Here is a 20,268-nt window from a genome sequence, read left to right as displayed (position 1 = left end):
ATGGAAAAACTAGTTGCCTATAAACGAATGCCAGTATGGAATAAAGACACCATGCCTGAAGCTGTTCAAAGAAAACACAATACCAAGGTCGGAACCTGGGGCAAGATTACCGTATTAAAAGGGGCTCTTAAGTTTATTGAATTGACTGAGGAGGGAGAAGTTATAGCTGAGTACCTCTTTGAAGCGGGTGCTGATAATCCGATGGCGCAACCTCAAGCTTGGCACCGTGTAGAAGCTGCCACAGATGATGTGGAGTGGTATTTAGAATTTTATTGTAAGCCGGAAGATTATTTCCCTAAGAAATACAATACCAATCCAGTTCATTCGGAGGTTTTAGAAGCTATGCAGACGGTCAAGCCATGTAAGGCACTAGACCTAGGATGTGGTCAAGGAAGAAACGCCCTCTTTCTCGCTCAACATGGATTTGATGTCACAGCTGTAGATCAAAATGAGTTATCCCTTGAAATCTTGCAAAGTATCGTAGAGCAAGAAGATTTAGAGATGCCTGTCGGTCTCTACGATATCAATTCAGCTAGCATAGGACAAACTTACGATTTTATCGTATCGACAGTTGTACTCATGTTTTTACAAGCAGATCGTATTCCTGCTATAATTCAAAATATGCAAGAACAAACATCTATCGGTGGCTATAATTTGATCGTTTGTGCTATGGATACAGAGGATTATCCATGTTCTGTTAATTTCCCATTTACCTTCAAAGAGGGTGAGTTGGCAAATTACTACAAGGACTGGGAATTGATCAAGTATAATGAAAATCCTGGTCATTTGCACCGTCGTGACGAAAATGGCAATCGTATCCAACTACGCTTTGCGACCATGTTGGCAAGAAAAGTAAAATAAAAATCTTAAAACGAATAGCTATCCATTTCTATTCGTTTTTTCATATAAAGACTTGAGGGCCAATCAACTGAATTATGCTATACTAGATGTGTAGAAAATGCTTAAGACAATCTCTTAACCCATATTTCTATGAAGTTTATTCTAAGTAATTTTAAATTTTCCATACAACTAGTAAATTTTTAATAGGGAGGTAGCGATATGCCTAGTCTTTTAGTCGAACTTTTTGATCATCACACTATCGAGAAAAATGTTTATCAGACTTTTATTTGTGGTTGTGATGAGGTTTTATTTCTCTCCCTGAAAAAAATTGCAGAAGATGAAAGATTGGCCTTGAAACATTTTTTGCTGAATCAAGTTTCCCATGTAAAGCAAGTGCATTTTCGGCAAATAAGTCTAGATAAGATTACGGATGATTTGAATCTTTTCTTGACTAACTATGATTCAGTGACCTTAGATGTTTTTGGAGGAGATTCGATATTAGCTATTTTTCTGTATCAGTATGGTTTGGAAAAGCAATTACCGATTATTGCAATAGATATTGAGAAAGGAAAACAATTTAAATGGAAAATGGGTAAAGTGGAGAAGGAAGAGTTAGTGATTCCTAACCTAACCATTGAACAGTTGATGGCCTTAAGGGGTGGTAAACTCATCAAAGCGAAACAACCTAAATACAGTCCGAAACAAATTACTACCATCAAAAAACTAGCAAACTATGCAATTTTAAACCCAGAAGAATGGTATCTGATCACTCAATTCTTTGCATTAGCAAAAACAACTGATTTCCACGCTGAAACAGCAAGAGTTTTGGAAAGTAACGGTAAAAAGTACCCTTATCCAGAATCTATGATTCCTCTACTAACAGAAGCTAACTTGATTCATATTGATGAGGAAAGTTCCGATCATATTAGTTACACTTTTTCTAGCCCCGAGGCACAATTGCTCTGTCGCACTAAAGGTCATATTTTAGAATTATATCTCTATCTTTTAGCGATAGAGTCAGAGTATTTTGATGAATGTATGATAGGGGCAGAAATTGACTGGAATGGTATTTTCCCTGAAGTTGATAATGTACAAAATGAAATTGATGTTGTCCTCCGTAAAGGTCAATCTATTATTTTTATATCTTGTAAAATGACAGACTTGTCTGTGGAAGCTATTAATGAACTAGAGGTATATGCTAATCATTTTGCTGGTGAAACTTGTTTGAAATTAATTGTTTGCTCTGGCAAAATCAATCCCGTATATAACCATCGCTGTCAAGAGTACGGTGTGTTGGTGATTAAACAAGATCAAATTTCAAATTTGATTCCCATGTTACAAAAACAGATCAAAAAGCATAAAATATGAGCTGGGTTAAAGAATTATCCTCAAAATATAATGGAAAGGCTGGTTTTCTCAGCCTTTTTCTTATACTTTTCGAATAAAGTAGAAGAGGAGGTTTTATGTTCTTAGCTAGAGATGAAAATGGGAGGTTAGTCAATGCCTTGGAGGATGAACTAGTCAAACAAGCTTATTATTGTCCAGCTTGTGGAACAAGTGTTCGCATGAGAAAAGGGAAAAATGTGAGAAGGCATTTTGCGCATGAAAGTCTCAAAAAATGTGATTTTTTCCATGAAAATGAAGGACCAGAGCATCTGGAAAACAAGAAAAGACTGTTTTATTGGGCTAAGGAGAATGATGAGGTTGAAATGGAATATCCCATACCTGAACTGAAGCAGATTGCTGATATCTTTATCAACAAGCAACTAGCTCTAGAAATTCAGTGTAGTCCCATTTCTTGTGAACTTTTACGGGAGAGAAGCAATGGTTATCGAAGTTTGGGAATTCAAGTTCTTTGGCTACTAGGAGAAAAGCTCTGGCTAAAAGAACGACTAACTCAACTTCAGAGAGATTTTCTTTACTTTAGTAATAACATGGGCTTTCATATTTGGGAGTTAGACCATAAAAAACAAGTTTTGAGACTCAAGTACCTCCTCCACCAAGATTTGAAAGGGAAACTCCATTATCAGGTCAAGGAATTTCCTTATGGCAAAGGAAATCTTCTAGAAATATTACGGACTCCTTATCAGCAACAAAATATTATCACTTTTTCAGTGAAACAGGACAGGAACATTTGTCATTACATTCAAAAACAACTCTACTATCAAAATCCCTATTGGATGAAGCAACAAGCCAAGGCCTACTTGAGAGGGGAGAACCTTTTGAATCTGAAGAATCAAGACTGGTATCCTCAAGTAAGGCCGATAGAACATGATTCTTTTTGTCAAATTAAACAGGATATTAGTGATTATTATCGCAACTTTCGAATTTATTATCAAAAAAATCCTCAAACTGAGTTACAAAAGCTCTATCCACCTGCCTTTTATCAGCAATATTTCTTAAAAAATATGGTAAAATAGAAAGGATGGAGGAAACTTATGGTATTACAACGAAATGAAATCAATGAAAAAGATACATGGGATCTATCAACGATCTTTGAATCTGACCAGAAATGGGAAGAAGAACTCGCCCTTTTAACGGAAGATACAAAACAAGCAGCTAGTCTTGAAGGACATCTCTTGGATAGTGCAGAAAGCCTTCTTGACATTACAGAGCGTTATCTGGACTTGAGTCGTCGTCTTGAAAAACTTTATGTCTATGCACATATGAAAAACGACCAAGATACACGAGTAGCTAAATATCAAGAATACTATGCAAAAGCAATGACTCTTTATAGTCAACTTGATCAAGTCTTCTCTTTCTATGAACCAGAATTTATGGCTATTACAGAAGACCAGTATCAAAACTTTTTAGCAGAAGAACCAAAACTCCAGCCTTATAAACACTTCTTTGATAAACTATTGCAAAATAAGGACCATGTCCTTTCACAACGTGAAGAAGAGTTGCTTGCAGGTGCTGGGGAAATCTTCGGTGCTGCTAGTGAAACCTTTGCTATTTTAGATAATGCAGATATCGTCTTTCCATTTGTTAAAGATGAAGATGGAAATGAAGTTCAATTATCACACGGCGTTTATATGCGCTTGGTAGAATCTAAGAATCGTGAGGTTCGTCGTGGAGCTTATGAAGCCCTTTACTCTACCTATGAACAATACCAGCACACTTACGCTAAAACCTTGCAGACCAATGTTAAAGTGCAAAACTACCGTGCCAAAGTCCGTAACTACAAGAGTGCGCGTGAAGCAGCTCTTGCGGCAAACTTTGTGCCAGAAAGTGTTTATGACAATCTAGTATCTGCTGTTCGTAAGCATTTGCCACTCTTGCATCGTTATTTGGCTCTTCGTTCAAAAATCTTGGGTATTCCAGATCTCAAGATGTACGATGTTTATACCCCATTGTCTTCAGTGGAATACAGCTTTACTTATGAGGAGGCCTTGAAGAAGGCAGAAGAAGCTTTGGCAGTTCTTGGTGAGGATTACATGAGCCGAGTTAAACGTGCCTTCAGCGAACGTTGGATTGATGTGTATGAAAATCAAGGCAAGCGTTCAGGTGCATATTCTGGCGGTTCTTATGATACCAACGCTTTTATGCTCCTTAACTGGCAAGATAACCTAGATAATCTCTTCACTCTCGTACATGAGACAGGTCACAGTATGCATTCAAGCTATACGCGTGAAACACAACCTTATGTATACGGAGATTACTCAATTTTCTTGGCAGAAATTGCTTCAACTACTAATGAAAACATCCTAACAGAAAAATTATTGCAAGAAGTTCAAGATGATGCAACACGCTTTGCGATTCTCAACAACTTCTTGGATGGTTTCCGTGGAACAGTATTCCGCCAAACTCAATTTGCTGAATTTGAACATGCTATCCACCAAGCCGATCAAAATGGTGAAGTCTTGACAAGTGAGTTTCTAAACAATCTCTATGCTGACTTGAACCAAGAATATTATGGCTTGAGTAAGGAAGATAATCCTCAAATCCAGTATGAGTGGGCTCGAATTCCTCATTTCTACTATAACTATTATGTATATCAGTATTCAACAGGCTTTGCAGCTGCTTCAGCCTTGGCTGAAAAGATTGTTCACGGTAGCCAAGATGATCGTGACCGCTATATTGACTACCTCAAGGCAGGCAAGTCAGACTATCCACTCAATATCATGCGTAAAGCTGGCGTTGATATGGAAAAAGAGGACTATCTCAACGATGCTTTTGCAGTCTTTGAACGCCGTTTGGATGAGTTTGAAGCCCTTGTTGAAAAATTAGGATTGGCATAAGGCAGATGGTAAAGTCTTATAGTAAAAATGCCAATCATAACATGCGACGTCCTGTTGTCAAGCATGAGATTGTCGAGTTCATGCGCCACAGACAAAAGCAGGTGACGGGTTCTCTAAAAGAGCTAGAAAAATTTGCTCGCAAGGAGAATATTCCTATTATTCCTCATGAAACCGTCGCTTATTTTCGTTTCCTTATGGAAACCATTCAACCAAAAAACATTTTGGAAATCGGGACTGCTATTGGATTTTCAGCACTTTTAATGGCAGAGCATTCACCTAAGTCAAAAATCACCACTATTGACCGAAATCCTGAGATGATTGGTTTTGCCAAGGAGAATTTTGCAAAATTTGATAGCCGCAAACAAATCACTCTCTTAGAAGGTGATGCGGTAGATGTCCTGTCAACGTTGACTGAGACCTATGATTTTGTATTTATGGATTCTGCCAAGTCCAAATACATCGTCTTTCTACCAGAAATCCTCAAACACCTCGAAGTAGGTGGAGTCGTTGTCTTGGATGATATTTTCCAAGGAGGAGATATTGCGAGGGATATTATGGAAGTCCGACGTGGACAACGGACGATTTATCGTGGCTTGCAAAGACTATTTGATGCAACCTTAGATAATCCTGGCTTAACCGCTAGCTTGGTTCCACTTGGAGATGGGATTCTTATGCTAAGAAAGAATCAATCAGAAGTAGAACTGCCTGATATTGATTGATTTCAGATATTTTTAAGACAATTTGGTAAAATAGATAAGGTAAACCTTTATTTAGTGAACAAAAGGAGTAAACATGAAGAAAAAACTAATGGCGGGAGCCATCACATTGTTGTCAGTAGCTACTTTGGCTGCTTGTTCAAACAGTTCTGAAGGAACTGACTTGATTAGCATGAAAGGCGATGTTATTACTGAGCATCAATTCTTTGAAGAAGTCAAAAATAATGCGACTGCTCAACAAGTCTTGCTGAATATGACCATTCAAAAAGTTTTTGAAAAACAATATGGTTCAGAAGTAAGTGATAAAGAAGTAGATGATGCAGTTGCAGAAGAACAAAAGAAATACGGTGATAGCTATCAAACGATTCTCGCTCGTTCAGGTATGACTGCAGAAAGCCGTAAAGCTCAAATTCGTACAAGTAAATTAGTTGAGTATGCTGTTAAGAAAGCCGCTGAAGCTGAATTAACAGATGAAAACTACAAAAAAGCTTTTGAAGAGTATACTCCAGAAGTAACGGCTCAAATTATTAAACTTGATAGTGAAGATAAGGCTAAGGAAGTTCTTGCCAAAGCAAAAGAGTCTGGAGCTGACTTTGCACAACTTGCAAAAGACAATTCTACAGACGAAAAGACAAAAGAAAATGGTGGAGAAATTACTTTTGACTCTGCATCAACAGAATTACCAGACGTAGTTAAGAAAGCCGCTTTTGCGCTTGATGTCAACGGAATTTCAGATGTTATCACTGCTCCAGGAACTCAAGCTTATACAAGTAGTTTCTACATTGTTAAGTTGACGAAGAAATCAGAAAAATCTTCTAACTTGGATGATTATAAAGAAAAACTTAAAACAATCATTTTGACTCAAAAACAAAATGATGCAACCTTTGTTCAAGGTGTTATTAGTAAAGAATTGCAAGATGCCAACATTAAAGTTAAAGATCCGGCCTTCCAAAATATCTTTACACAATACATCAAAGGCGAAACAACTTCTGACAGCAGCAGTAGCGCCTCAAACTAAGATAGTAATGAACTACCTTCCTCTGTCTGGAAGGTAGTTTTTAGGTTTATAAAATATCAAGATTATAGTTTTAAAAGTCCTAGTAACTTAAAACGCTCGATAGGTCGGATAAGGGGATCACTCAAGACATTCTAGTCCAGAGTTTGTTTTGAGTAAAATTCGAATGTTTATACTGTAAGAGTTTTTTTCTAGGCTAAAAAATGGTATAATAGCATGTAAAACTAGAAATAATAAGGGAAAATAAAAATATTTTTCCGAAAGATAGGTGACATATGAAAATAAGTAAAAGGCACCTGCTGAATTATTCCATTTTGATTCCTTATTTACTGTTATCCGTTTTAGGATTGATAGTAGTTTATTCGACAACGAGTGCAACTCTTATCCAAGAGGGGAAAAGCACCTTACAACTGGTTCGAAACCAAGGAATTTTCTGGATAGCCAGTTTGTTTTTAATTGCCTTGATTTATAAATTGAAATTAGGATTTCTACGAAATGAGCGATTACTCTTTATCGTCATGTTTGTTGAGCTGATACTACTAGCACTAGCACGTTTAATTGGGATTCCTGTCAACGGTGCCTATGGCTGGATTAAGGTTGGTCCCATCACGATTCAACCAGCAGAGTATTTGAAAATTATTATTGTCTGGTATCTAGCACAGCGTTTTTCAAAACAACAGGATGAAATAGCTGTATACGACTTCCAAGTTTTAACCCTCAATCAGTGGTTGCCAAGAGCATTTAATGATTGGCGTTTTGTTCTACTGGTTATGATTGGTAGTTTGGCGATTTTCCCAGACCTTGGGAATGCTACCATCTTGATTTTGGTATCCTTGCTCATGTATACCATCAGTGGGATAGCTTATCGATGGTTCACAACTATTCTGGGCTTACTAGCTGGTGTCTCTATGATTTCCTTAACAGCCATTCGGATAATCGGTGTTGAGAAATTCTCTAAAATTCCCGTATTTGGTTATGTTGCCAAGCGGTTCAGTGCTTTTTTCAACCCATTTAATGACTTGGCTGGAGCTGGACACCAGTTGGCCAATTCCTACTATGCCATGGTTAATGGAGGATGGTTTGGTCTGGGATTAGGAAATTCTATTGAAAAACGAGGGTATCTGCCAGAAGCCCATACAGACTTTGTCTTTTCGATTGTCATCGAAGAGTTTGGATTTGTAGGAGCAAGTCTTATTCTCGCTCTCCTATTCTTCTTAATTCTACGAATCATTTTGGTAGGTATTCGAGCAAGGGATCCTTTCAACTCAATGGTAGCAATCGGTATTGGTGGTATGATTCTGATACAGGTTTTTGTTAACATTGGAGGTATTTCAGGCTTGATTCCTTCAACAGGGGTTACCTTCCCTTTCCTTTCGCAAGGGGGAAATAGCCTCTTGGTTCTTTCGGTAGCCATAGCATTTGTATTAAATATTGATGCCAGTGAGAAGCGTGCGCGACTTTTTAGTGAATACGAAGCACAGCTTTAAGACATAGATAACAAGGAGAAAAAAATGTCTCTTCAAAAGTTAGAAAATTATAGTAACAAAACTGTCGTACAAGAAGAAGTTCAAATCTTGACAGATATGCTGGAAGATATTACAAAAAATATGCTTCCTGCTGAAACCTTTGATAAGATTATGCACTTGAAGGAACTTTCGTCAAAACTTGACTATCAAGGGCTAGATAAAGTAGTAACAGGTCTTTCAAATGATGAGATGGTCTACATTTCTAGATACTTCTCTATTTTGCCTCTTTTAATTAACATCTCTGAAGATGTTGACTTGGCTTATGAGATTAACCATCTAAATAATGTCGATCAAGACTATCTGGGTAAATTGTCAACAACGATCAAAATGGTGGCTGAAAAAGAAAACGCTGCTGAGATTCTTGAACACTTGAACGTGGTACCAGTTTTGACGGCCCACCCAACTCAGGTTCAACGTAAGAGTATGTTGGATTTGACCACTCATATCCATACCCTTTTGCGTAAATATCGTGACGTGAGAATGGGACTCATCAACAAAGAAAAATGGCATAATGATCTTCGTCGCTATATTGAGATTATCATGCAGACAGATATGATTCGTGAGAAGAAACTAAAAGTAACCAACGAAATCACCAATGTGATGGAGTACTACAATAGTTCCTTCCTACAGGCTGTCCCTAACTTGATGTTAGAGTACAAACGTCTAGCAAAAGAGCAAGGAATTGATCTTAAACAAGCCAAACCTATTACTATGGGAATGTGGATCGGTGGAGACCGTGATGGAAATCCATTTGTAACTGCTGAGACACTTCTGCGTTCTGCTACCATTCAAAGTGAAGTGGTTTTGAACTATTATATCAGTAAGATTTCTAGTCTGTATCGTACCTTCTCTCTTTCAACGAATTTATCAAAAACTAGCAAAGCTGTTGAAGAAATGGCTGCTCAGTCTGGAGATACATCAGTCTTTCGTGAGAAAGAACCCTATCGTCGTGCCTTTCATTTGATTCAGTCCAAATTGATTCAAACTCTCTTGAATTTAAAAGAATGGTCTGTTGTTGGCTCGTCAGCTGATGAACGTCATCCTGTTGAACGTCTTCTCGGTACGCAAGGGCATCAACAAGGAGTGATTACAGACTATATTAGCAATCGACTTTCAGGAGCTATTCAAGAGCTGGCTGAAGATCGTCCACCATTTTACGAAACAGTCGAAGAGTTTAAGCAAGATCTATACATTATTAAGGACTCATTACTTGAAAACAAGGCAGAGGCCTTACTCACAGGTGAATTTGCAGAACTTTTAGAAGCTGTAGAAGTCTTTGGTTTCTTCTTGGCTTCCATCGACATGCGTCAAGATTCAAGCGTCCACGAAGCCTGTGTAGCAGAATTGTTGGCATCTGCTGGAATCAATGACCACTATAGTGATTTATCAGAAGATGAAAAATGTGACTTGCTTTTGCATGAATTATTAGAAGATCCTCGAATCTTGTCTGCAACTCATGCTGAGAAGTCTGAACTTCTCGAAAAAGAACTGGCTATTTTCCAAACAGCACGTGAATTAAAAGACCGTTTAGGAGAAGATGTCATTCGTCAAACGATTATCTCACATGCAACAAGCGTGTCAGATATGCTTGAGTTGGCTATTATGCTAAAAGAAGTTGGTCTGGTAGATGCTGAAAAAGCGCGTGTTCAGATTGTTCCTCTCTTTGAAACAATTGAGGACTTGGACCATTCTGAAGAAACAATGAGAAAGTATTTCTCTCTACCACTTGCTAAGAAATGGATTGCTTCTAAAAACAATTACCAAGAAATCATGCTTGGCTACTCTGATAGTAATAAGGATGGCGGTTATCTATCATCTTGTTGGACACTTTATAAGGCCCAACAACAATTGACTGCTATTGGTGACGAATTTGGAGTCAAAGTAACCTTCTTCCATGGTCGTGGTGGTACCGTTGGCCGTGGTGGTGGCCCTACTTATGATGCCATTGCTTCTCAACCACTCAAGTCCATTAAGGATCGTATCCGTTTGACAGAGCAAGGGGAAGTTATTGGAAATAAATACGGAAACAAGGATGCTGCCTACTATAACCTTGAAATGTTGGTTTCAGCAGCTATCAACCGTATGATTACCAAGAAGAAGAGTGATACCAATACATCAAATCGCTATGAAGCTATCATGGACCAAGTAGTAGAACGTAGTTACGATATCTACCGTGAGCTAGTATTTGGAAATGACCATTTCTATGATTATTTCTTTGAATCTAGTCCAATCAAGGCTATTTCAAGTTTCAATATTGGTTCTCGTCCAGCAGCTCGTAAAACAATCACTGAAATCGGTGGTCTACGTGCGATTCCTTGGGTATTCTCATGGTCACAAAGTCGTGTTATGTTCCCAGGTTGGTATGGTGTTGGTTCAAGCTTCAAGGAATTTATTGACCAAGATCCAAAAAATATTGAATTCCTTCGTGATATGTATCAAAATTGGCCATTCTTCCAGTCACTCCTATCTAATGTTGATATGGTCTTGTCCAAATCAAATATGAACATCGCCTTTGAGTACGCTAAACTGTGTGAAAGTGAAGAAGTACAAGCAATTTACTATACTATCTTGGATGAATGGCAGTTGACTAAGGACGTTATCTTGGCTATTGAAGGCCATGAGGAGCTGTTGGCAGAAAATACTTATTTGAAAGACAGTCTCAACTACCGGATGCCTTATTTCAATATCCTTAACTATATTCAGTTGGAATTGATTAAGCGTCAACGTCGTGGTGAGCTATCTTCAGATGAAGAACGATTGATCCATACAACTATCAACGGAATTGCTACAGGATTACGTAATTCAGGCTGATACAAGTTAGATTTTATAAAAAACGTAGGAATTTTTGTTAATATTTAAAATATTTTATGAAAACCCTTGACAAGTTATAGTAAAATGATATAATTTAAGCATTCAGAAAGTAATCATTAAAGTTTTATAGAGAGTCTGTGTTTGGTGGAAACAGACAGATGGAAGTGATGAAAATTGGGCTGAATGTTATAAAGAATTTGAAATCATAAGAATTCGGTGAGCACACCTTACAGTGCAACTCGTGAAGCGAGTAAGAGCGATAGGAATAGTTCCTATAATTGAGGTGGCACCGCGCATCGACGTCCTCACACAAGTTTTTTGTGTGAGGACTTTTTCTATGGGGAGGATAAATAATGGAATTCAAACGATGGCGACGCTTGGTTAAGCGATTTAAAAGGTAAAATTAGAAGTAAGAATTGAAAAATAAGGAGAAAATTATGAAAAACAAACGTCTACTCGGTATTATCGTAGCATTAGCACTTGTAGTTGGTGGAAGCTTAGTATATTCTAGCTTAACGAAACAAGAAACTAAAACTGAGACAGCTAATAAAACTGCTAAAGTTGGTGTTCTACAGTTCGTCAGTCACCCATCACTCGACTTGATTTACCAAGGGATCCAAGATGGACTTGCTGAAGAAGGCTATAAAGGTGACCAAGTTAAAATTGATTTTATGAACTCAGAAGGTGACCAAAGTAAGGTTGCGACAATGAGTAAACAATTAGTTGCAAACGGAAACGATGTAGTCGTTGGAATCGCAACACCTGCTGCTCAAGGACTTGCAAGTGCAACAAAAGACCTTCCTGTTATCATGGCAGCTATCACAGACCCAATTGGTGCTAACCTTGTACAAAACTTGGAAAAACCAGGTGGGAACATCACAGGGGTATCTGACCACAACCCTGCTGAACAACAGGTTGAATTGATCAAAACTTTGACACCTGATGTCAAGACGGTTGGAGCTCTTTACTCAAGTAGCGAAGATAACTCAAAATCACAAGTCGAAGAGTTCAAAGCTTACGCTGAAAAAGCTGGTTTGAAAGTAGAAACTTTTGCAGTTCCATCAACGAACGAAATTGCTTCAACAGTGAACGTTATGACTGGTAAAGTAGATGCAATCTGGGTTCCAATCGATAACACAATCGCATCTGCATTCTCAACTGTCGTTTCAAGCAATCAAACAGCTAAAAAACCAATCTACCCAAGTGCGACTGCCATGGTAGAAGCTGGAGGTTTGGCATCAGTCGTTGTTGACCAACACGATCTTGGTGTTGCTACTGGTAAAATGATTGCCAAAGTCTTGAAGGGTGAAAAACCTGCAGATACACCAGTCAATGTCTTCTCAACTGGTAAATCAGTGATCAACAAAAAAGTTGCTCAAGAACTTGGAATCACTATTCCTGAATCAGTTCTCAAAGAAGCAGGTCAAGTAATCGAATAAGAATGAAGGAGGAGTTGGAGACATCTCCTCCAATTTTTAGAATAAAGGAAACGAATCAAACATGCTAATATCTATTATTTCACAGGGATTGGTCTGGGCTATCCTAGGTTTAGGAATCTTTATGACCTTCCGTATCCTGAACTTTCCAGATATGACAACGGAGGGTTCCTTCCCACTTGGAGGAGCAGTAGCAGTTACTCTGATTACACAAGGGGTTAATCCTTTTCTTGCGACTTTAGCGGCTGTAGGAGCAGGTTGTCTTGCTGGTTTAGCAGCTGGTCTATTGTATACCAAAGGAAAGATTCCAACACTCTTGTCTGGAATTCTGGTCATGACTTCTTGTCATTCTATCATGCTCATGATTATGGGACGGGCTAACCTTGGACTCTTAAATACCAAGCAAATCCAGGATGTTCTTCCTTTCTCATTTGAAGTTAATCAATTGTTTACAGGTTTAATTTTTGTGACTTTTGTTATCCTTCTCATGCTTTTCTTCCTAGATACCAAACTTGGACAGGCCTATATCGCTACAGGGGATAATCCAGATATGGCTCGTAGTTTTGGTATCAATACAGGACGTATGGAGCTTATGGGCTTGGTCTTGTCAAATGGTGTAATCGCACTTGCTGGCGCACTTATCGCTCAACAAGAAGGTTATGCGGATGTCTCTCGTGGTATCGGTGTTATCGTTGTTGGTCTTGCCAGCTTGATTATCGGTGAGGTTCTCTTTAAGAGTCTTACCTTAGCAGAACGCTTGGTTACTATTGTAGTTGGTTCCATCAGCTATCAATTCTTGGTATGGGGAGTCATTGCTCTCGGCTTTAACACTAGCTACCTCCGTCTATATAGTGCCCTTATCCTAGCAACTTGCTTGGTAATCCCAACTCTTAAGGATAAATATTTGAAAGGAGTCAAGTTAAGCAAATGACAGCAATTGTAGAATTAAAAAATGCCACTAAAATTGTGAAAAATGGCTTTGATGAAGAAAAGATTATTCTAAACGATGTTTCACTTGATATTTATGAACAGGACTTCATCACAATTTTGGGTGGAAATGGTGCAGGGAAATCAACCCTCTTTAATAGCATTGCGGGAACTTTACCTTTAACCAGCGGTAGCATTCGTATCATGGGTGAGGATGTGACTCATTTCAGCCCTGAGAAACGTGCTAAGTATCTCTCTCGTGTCTTCCAAGATCCAAAAATGGGAACTGCCCCTCGTATGACAGTTGCAGAAAACCTCTTGATTGCTAAGTTCCGTGGAGAAAAACGTGGTCTTTTTCCAAGAAGACTCTCAGCTTACAAGGATGAATTTCAAGCAACTATTGAGAAGGTTGGAAATGGTCTAGAAAAACACCTGGATACACCGATTGAGTTCTTATCTGGTGGACAAAGACAGGCCTTGAGTTTATTGATGGCGACCTTGAAGCGTCCAGAGCTCCTTTTACTGGATGAACACACAGCTGCTCTTGATCCTAAAACAAGTGTCGCCTTGATGGAATTGACAAATGACTTTATCAACAAGGACCATCTAACAGCTTTGATGATTACTCACCATATGGAAGATGCTCTCAAGTATGGAAATCGCTTGATTGTTATGAAAGATGGACAAATCATCCAAGATTTGAATAAGGATGAAAAAGCCAAGATGAAGATTTCTGATTACTATCAACTTTTTGAGTAGATAATTTTTAAATCAAGTATCCTTAAAAACTTAGAAGTAGGCTTTTGCTTCTAAGTTTTTTGGTGAATTCTAAATATTACTGTTTTTTCCTTTTCGTCAGTTTTACTTTAGAGTATAATCAGTATAAGAATCTTAAACTTTGATAAAAGTAAGGAGATAAAAACATGGCATACACACAAGAAGATTTTCAAGAATGGATTTTTCAAATTGGATTTAAGATGGACTATTTTACTAGGGAGTTTGCTGAGGAACAAGGCCTTCATTTAGACTATAGCATGAAGTCTTTGGATGATTTGGAGGATTGGATATTGGCGAACTATGAAGACCACCATGCTTTGATAGCAGACCGCAAGATGTTGGATTATTTGACAGTTTATATCGGTGAAACCTTCCGCAAGCACCTAGGAGGTAAATGGTTTATTGATCTTAAAAATAAAAAGAATGCCTATTATTCTATGCCGGTCTTGACCGATCCATCTTATAGAGGAGAAGTTTATAAAGCACCGATGACTTTTGCAACGGCTTGCATTAGTAGAAAAGATGGTCAGTATATTAGCAGGATATTGAAAAATAATCTCGAAGATCAAGTGAAATAGATGAAAATTAGAGGTTTAAAACGTAAAATGGAATAATGGAGGTATATATGACATCAGAGCTAGAAACTAAAAATGAAGAATGGGTAGAAGTCTTTAAAGGTTTGATTCCTGTAGATAACTATAAGTTAAAAGTCTTGTTGACAAACTTGTCAGATGGTCAAGAAATTAGGCTGATTGGAGAGCAGAACCGTTTTAAATTATCATGTTTTTGCTATGATGAAGCACGAGTCTTTAGCAGGGAATTGTATTTATCTGCAATTCTGGATAAGGAGATGTTTAAAAAATTTAAAAAAAATAATTTCCAAAATATCATTTACGAAGTCAAGAATAGTCAATTAGTGAATAAACTCGGATATACAGCCTATGGTAGTGCAGGAACTTTGAATTCACGGCATTATATCATCATAACTCAAGATAGTGTAGTGGAGATTCTTGTTTCTGCAAATTTGAAATTAAATATCAGTCAATACTAGAAAATTTGCTAATCAAACATGTACACCGCTGTAATACAATTATCAGAAAATAGAACTTGGAGAAATGAGATGGAAAAATGGACGAAAATTAAACCGGACTTCATCCCTTTTGGCGACTATGGTATCGAGATAAATATAGACGGGGATACTCTAATTGCCTACTTGGAAGATTCAGAAAAATTTAAATTTACCTTTACAAAAGTTTGGGCTTTCCGTTCAGTCTACGAAAGTTTAGAATTAATAGATAGTTACTGGGAGCAAGGATTAGCAAAGAACAGACCACTTTATCTGACCAACTATATCTATGAAGTCGAGAATGCAGAATTTGGTGATTTGGTCGCTTCTGCAAATATAGCTAATAAAAAGCTCCATCACTACAAATTAATGTCGACGCATTTTTTAGTGGATATTGTATCTGAAAATGATGTAAAAGTGGAGAAAGTGACTAGCTAGTTTTATGAAATAGTCTCATGTAAAGTGTATGAAATGGTTTACTTTTTTTCAGAAATAAGCTATACTAGTTAGAGTAAACTGTGATAAAATGGAGGTATTGTCTATGGTTGACAAGAGACTCATCGAAGAGATCAAAAACAATACCAATATTGTCGAAATCATAGGAGAAGTGATTTCTTTACAAAAATCTGGACGGAACTTTTTAGGGCTCTGTCCTTTTCATGGTGAAAAGACCCCTTCCTTTAACGTGGTCGAAGATAAGCAGTTTTACCACTGCTTTGGATGTGGTCGCTCTGGAGATGTTTTTAAGTTTATCGAGGAGTATCAGCAGGTAACCTTTGCGGATGCAGTGGGGATATTAGCTGAGAGACTTGGGATTCAGATGGCAGCGCCTGTTCATAGTTCTGTACAGCCTAAGTCACCCCATCAAAATCTTTACGATATGCATGAAAAAGCCGCTCGTTTTTATCATGCCATCCTCATGACGACTAAGATGGGCGAAGAGGCGAGAAACTACCTCTATAAACGTGGCTTAACAGATGATGTTCTAAAGCATTTTATGATTGGTTTGGCTCCAGCAGAACGCTCTTATCTCTATCAACGTTTAGCAGATGATTATAGTGAGAAGGACTTGCTGGATTCAGGTTTGTTTTATCTATCTGAGAGTAACCAATTCTTTGATACCTTTCATAATCGCATTATGTTTCCTCTTTCAAATGATCAAGGAAAGGTGATTGCCTTTTCTGGTCGTGTATGGCAAGAGACTGATTCTCAAACTGGAAAGTATAAAAATAGTCGAGCGACGGCAATTTTTAACAAGAGTTACGAATTATATCATTTGGAGAGGGTAAAAAAAGGATCGGGCAAGGCTCCTGAAATCTACCTGATGGAAGGGTTTATGGATGTCATTGCGGCTTATCGTGCTGGTATTGAAAATGCAGTTGCTTCTATGGGTACCGCACTGACGAGTGAACATGTGGAGCATCTGAAACGCTTTACCAAAAAAGTGATCGTCACCTATGACGGAGATAAAGCTGGGCAAGCTGCGACGGCTAAAGCCTTGGACGAGCTTAAAGATATACCTGTCCAAGTAGTCCAGATTCCTGACGCGATGGATCCGGATGAATATTTGCAGAAAAGCTCTCCTCAAGACTTGGCTTATCTCTTAACCAATACACGCATTAGTCCTGTTGAGTTTTACATCCATCATTTCAGACCGGAAAACAGTGAAAATCTACAAGCTCAGATTGAATTTATAGAGAAAATTGCTCCCTTAATCGCCAAGGAACCCTCTATCACAGCTCAGAATTCCTACATTCACATTTTGACGGATCACTTGCCATCTTTTGACTATCAGCAAGTAGAACATATTGTCAATGAAAGTCGTGTCAGACAGAGAAAGGAGAAGGTCAAGGAGACCTATAGTCCGAGTCCTGTCACTATGTCTGTTACCAAGCAGCTGACAGCAGTGATGAGAGCGGAAGCCCATATTCTCTACAGAATGATTGAACATCCCTTGGTGCTCAATGACTACCGCTTAAGAGAGGATTTTATCTTTGAAACTCCAGAGTTTCAGACCTTGTATGGACTCTTGATTGATAATGGAAGTATCTCATCTGAGGATTTGGCTCATCAGACCAGAGAAGTGGAGAGTGCTTGGTATCAAGTCCTAGCCTTAGATTTGCCACCTGAGATGTCCCCTCACGAGTTAGCTGAAGTGGAAGAGTCTCGAAAAAGAGCTCTCTTGAATCAGGAAAATCTGCAAATTAAAAAGAAAGTTCAGGAAGCTAGCCATGTCGGTGATACAGACACCGCATTAGAAGAGCTAGAACGCTTAATTGCCCAAAAAAGAAGAATGGAGTAAGAATGGCAACAAAACAAAAAGAAGTAACAACCTTTGACGTCCAAGTAGCGGAATTTATTCGCAATCATAAAAAAACTGGTACAGCAACTGATGATGAAATCAATAACGCCCTCGTAATTCCCTTCACTTTAGATGTGGAAGGTATTGAGAATCTTTTGCAACGTATTCAAGATGCTGGTATCTCAATTACGGACAACGAAGGAAATCCAAGTGCGCGTGTTTTGAGCACTGAGGAAGAACCAGAGTTGACTGATGAAGATTTGATCGGTTCAACCTCAGCTAAGGTCAATGACCCTGTTCGTATGTATTTGAAAGAAATCGGGGTTGTTCCTCTGCTTACAAATGAAGAGGAAAAAGAATTGGCTCTTGCTGTTGAAGCGGGTGATATCGAAGCTAAACAACGCCTTGCAGAAGCAAACCTTCGATTGGTAGTATCTATTGCTAAACGTTATGTTGGACGTGGAATGCAGTTCCTTGACTTGATCCAAGAAGGAAACATGGGCTTGATGAAGGCCGTTGATAAATTTGACTACTCTAAAGGGTTCAAATTCTCAACTTATGCGACTTGGTGGATTCGTCAGGCCATTACTCGTGCCATTGCTGACCAAGCTCGTACTATACGTATCCCAGTACACATGGTGGAAACCATTAACAAGCTTGTTCGTGAACAACGTAATCTTCTTCAAGAGTTGGGACAAGATCCAACTCCTGAACAAATCGCCGAACGCATGGATATGACACCAGACAAGGTCCGTGAAATTCTCAAGATTGCCCAAGAGCCAGTTTCTCTAGAAACACCTATCGGTGAAGAGGACGATAGCCACCTTGGTGATTTTATCGAGGATGAAGTGATTGAAAATCCAGTGGACTATACAACTCGTATCGTTTTGCGTGAGCAGTTGGATGAAGTCTTGGACACTCTGACAGACCGTGAAGAGAATGTCTTGCGTCTTCGTTTTGGTCTCGATGATGGGAAAATGCGTACTCTTGAAGATGTTGGTAAAGTCTTTAACGTAACACGTGAACGTATCCGTCAGATTGAAGCCAAAGCTTTGAGAAAACTTCGCCAGCCAAGTCGAAGCAAACCACTTCGTGATTTCATTGAAGATTAAGTTAAGGGAGAGTGAAGATGGCTTACACAGAAGAACAGATTGAAAATATCAAAACACGTATTTTGTCAGCATTAGAAGAAGTTATTGACCCAGAATTGGGAATTGATATCGTCAATCTTGGTCTGATCTACGAGATTCGTTTTGATGGCGATACAGGTGAGACTGAAATTGATATGACCTTAACAACCATGGGTTGTCCCTTGGCAGATCTTTTAACCGACCAAATCTATGATGCTATGACGGACGTTCCAGAGGTTACTAACGTTGAAGTGAAATTAGTTTGGTATCCAGCTTGGACGGTTGAAAAAATGAGCCGTTATGCTCGTATCGCTTTAGGTATCAAGTAAGTATATTATGAAAAGAGAAATAGTGTAGACGCCAGGAATTCCCAGCTTTTATGCTATCTCTCTTTTTATTTGCTGATTTTATTTGAAGAAAATGGTATAATGGTTACTATGGAAAAAGAGAAATTACGCATCAACATGCTAAGTTCAAGTGAAAAAGTGGCGGGCCAAGGTGTGTCTGGTGCATACCGTGAACTGGTACAGCTTTTAAAACGAGATGCGAAAGACCAACTGATCGTAACAGAAAATCTTCCAATCGAAGCGGATGTTACTCATTTTCATACGATTGATTTTCCTTATTATCTCTCGACCTTTCAGAAAAAACGTTCTGGACGTAAGATTGGCTATGTTCACTTCTTACCGGATACCTTGGAAGGTAGTTTGAAGATTCCATTCTTCTTAAAGGGGATTGTCAAACGCTATGTGTTTTCTTTTTATGACCGTATGGAGCATCTGGTAGTGGTCAATCCTACCTTCATTGAGGATTTGGTTGCTGCTGGAATTCCACGTGAAAAAGTGACCTATATTCCTAACTTTGTCAACAAAGAAAAATGGCATCCACTTCCTATAGAGCAAATTGAACAACTTCGTAAAGATATGGGGATTGATGAGAATCAGTTTGTAGTCGTTGGTGCAGGTCAGGTTCAGAAGCGTAAAGGAATAGATGACTTTATCACTCTAGCTGAGGAATTACCTGATATCACTTTTATTTGGGCTGGTGGATTCTCTTTTGGGGGAATAACCGATGGTTATGAGCGCTATAAAAAAATTATGGATAATCCTCCTGAAAATCTAATTTTCCCAGGGATTGTAGATCCAGAACGGATGAGAGAACTCTATGCCTTGGCTGATCTTTTCTTGCTTCCAAGTTATAACGAGCTCTTTCCAATGACTATTCTAGAAGCTGCGAGTTGTGAAGCACCCATTATGCTTCGTGATCTAGATCTTTACAAGGTCATTCTTGAAGGAAATTACAGACCAACAAGTGATGTTGAAGAGATGAGAGAGGCTATCTTGGAATATCGCGAGCATCCAGAAGAACTAAAAGAATTAAAAGAAAAGGCTAAGGCTATTTCAAGAGAATATTCAGAAGAGCATCTTCTTGAAATCTGGCTAAAATTCTATCGGGAGCAAGCAGCTTTAGGAAAAAAATGA

General features: G+C 38.5%; 18 protein-coding genes and 1 other annotated feature. All 18 genes read left to right on the top strand.

From position 1 onward, the window contains the following. The 18 genes from tehB (at window position 1) to AC3E7H_RS02495 (ending at window position 20,268) form a co-directional block, all read left to right on the top strand. Window positions 1-861, top strand: a complete 861-nt coding sequence (gene tehB, locus AC3E7H_RS02580; RefSeq protein WP_000413783.1) for an SAM-dependent methyltransferase TehB — start codon at window positions 1-3, stop codon at window positions 859-861. Window positions 862-1,059: 198 nt separating this feature from the next. Then, window positions 1,060-2,208, top strand: coding sequence for a PDDEXK family nuclease (locus AC3E7H_RS02575; protein ID WP_001139564.1), 1,149 nt, complete (start codon window positions 1,060-1,062; stop codon window positions 2,206-2,208). A gap of 95 nt (window positions 2,209-2,303) precedes the next feature. Beyond that, window positions 2,304-3,260 (top strand): competence protein CoiA, encoded by a 957-nt coding sequence (locus AC3E7H_RS02570; RefSeq protein ID WP_049503537.1) that lies wholly within the window; start codon window positions 2,304-2,306, stop codon window positions 3,258-3,260. Between the two features lie 18 nt (window positions 3,261-3,278). Continuing rightward, window positions 3,279-5,081 carry an oligoendopeptidase F gene (gene pepF / locus AC3E7H_RS02565; RefSeq protein WP_490676058.1) on the top strand — a complete coding sequence of 601 codons (1,803 nt, stop codon included), beginning with the start codon at window positions 3,279-3,281 and terminating at the stop codon, window positions 5,079-5,081. A gap of 5 nt (window positions 5,082-5,086) precedes the next feature. After that, window positions 5,087-5,800, top strand: coding sequence for an O-methyltransferase (locus tag AC3E7H_RS02560; protein ID WP_490676057.1), 714 nt, complete (start codon window positions 5,087-5,089; stop codon window positions 5,798-5,800). A gap of 73 nt (window positions 5,801-5,873) precedes the next feature. After that, window positions 5,874-6,815, top strand: a complete 942-nt coding sequence (gene prsA / locus AC3E7H_RS02555; RefSeq protein ID WP_045763302.1) for a peptidylprolyl isomerase PrsA — start codon at window positions 5,874-5,876, stop codon at window positions 6,813-6,815. 272 nt (window positions 6,816-7,087) lie between these two features. After that, window positions 7,088-8,299: a cell division peptidoglycan polymerase FtsW gene (gene ftsW / locus AC3E7H_RS02550; protein WP_000703366.1), complete on the top strand. Its 1,212-nt coding sequence runs from the start codon at window positions 7,088-7,090 to the stop codon at window positions 8,297-8,299. A gap of 24 nt (window positions 8,300-8,323) precedes the next feature. Next, a complete protein-coding gene (gene ppc / locus AC3E7H_RS02545; protein ID WP_490676056.1) occupies window positions 8,324-11,149 on the top strand; it encodes a phosphoenolpyruvate carboxylase in 2,826 nt (941 codons plus the stop codon). Window positions 11,150-11,241: 92 nt separating this feature from the next. Beyond that, window positions 11,242-11,459: a binding site (T-box leader), on the top strand. Window positions 11,460-11,586: 127 nt separating this feature from the next. Further along, window positions 11,587-12,588 carry a tryptophan ABC transporter substrate-binding protein gene (gene trpX, locus AC3E7H_RS02540; protein WP_000792189.1) on the top strand — a complete coding sequence of 334 codons (1,002 nt, stop codon included), beginning with the start codon at window positions 11,587-11,589 and terminating at the stop codon, window positions 12,586-12,588. A gap of 61 nt (window positions 12,589-12,649) precedes the next feature. Beyond that, window positions 12,650-13,516, top strand: a complete 867-nt coding sequence (locus tag AC3E7H_RS02535; RefSeq protein WP_490676055.1) for an ABC transporter permease — start codon at window positions 12,650-12,652, stop codon at window positions 13,514-13,516. Further along, window positions 13,513-14,271, top strand: a complete 759-nt coding sequence (locus AC3E7H_RS02530) for an ABC transporter ATP-binding protein (RefSeq protein WP_490676054.1) — start codon at window positions 13,513-13,515, stop codon at window positions 14,269-14,271. The genes AC3E7H_RS02535 and AC3E7H_RS02530 overlap by 4 nt, the downstream gene beginning before the upstream one ends. A 164-nt stretch (window positions 14,272-14,435) precedes the next feature. After that, window positions 14,436-14,867, top strand: coding sequence for a hypothetical protein (locus AC3E7H_RS02525; RefSeq protein WP_490676053.1), 432 nt, complete (start codon window positions 14,436-14,438; stop codon window positions 14,865-14,867). Between the two features lie 47 nt (window positions 14,868-14,914). Further along, the gene (locus AC3E7H_RS02520; RefSeq protein ID WP_490676052.1) at window positions 14,915-15,340 is read left to right on the top strand and encodes a hypothetical protein; all 426 of its coding nucleotides are present in this window, start codon (window positions 14,915-14,917) and stop codon (window positions 15,338-15,340) included. 69 nt (window positions 15,341-15,409) lie between these two features. Further along, complete coding sequence (locus AC3E7H_RS02515) at window positions 15,410-15,793, top strand: hypothetical protein (protein ID WP_490676051.1); 384 nt, start codon at window positions 15,410-15,412, stop codon at window positions 15,791-15,793. A 103-nt stretch (window positions 15,794-15,896) separates the two neighbouring features. After that, window positions 15,897-17,657, top strand: coding sequence for a DNA primase (dnaG, locus tag AC3E7H_RS02510; RefSeq protein WP_490676050.1), 1,761 nt, complete (start codon window positions 15,897-15,899; stop codon window positions 17,655-17,657). A 2-nt stretch (window positions 17,658-17,659) separates the two neighbouring features. Beyond that, a complete protein-coding gene (gene rpoD, locus AC3E7H_RS02505) occupies window positions 17,660-18,769 on the top strand; it encodes an RNA polymerase sigma factor RpoD (protein ID WP_000201894.1) in 1,110 nt (369 codons plus the stop codon). A 17-nt stretch (window positions 18,770-18,786) separates the two neighbouring features. Further along, the gene (locus tag AC3E7H_RS02500) at window positions 18,787-19,116 is read left to right on the top strand and encodes a metal-sulfur cluster assembly factor (protein ID WP_490676049.1); all 330 of its coding nucleotides are present in this window, start codon (window positions 18,787-18,789) and stop codon (window positions 19,114-19,116) included. A 108-nt stretch (window positions 19,117-19,224) separates the two neighbouring features. Further along, the gene (locus AC3E7H_RS02495; RefSeq protein WP_490676048.1) at window positions 19,225-20,268 is read left to right on the top strand and encodes a glycosyltransferase family 4 protein; all 1,044 of its coding nucleotides are present in this window, start codon (window positions 19,225-19,227) and stop codon (window positions 20,266-20,268) included.

The organism is Streptococcus sp. SCPM-O-B-15304 (M98) (genome assembly GCF_058200215.1).
This window is presented reverse-complemented; position numbering and strand designations above follow the sequence as displayed.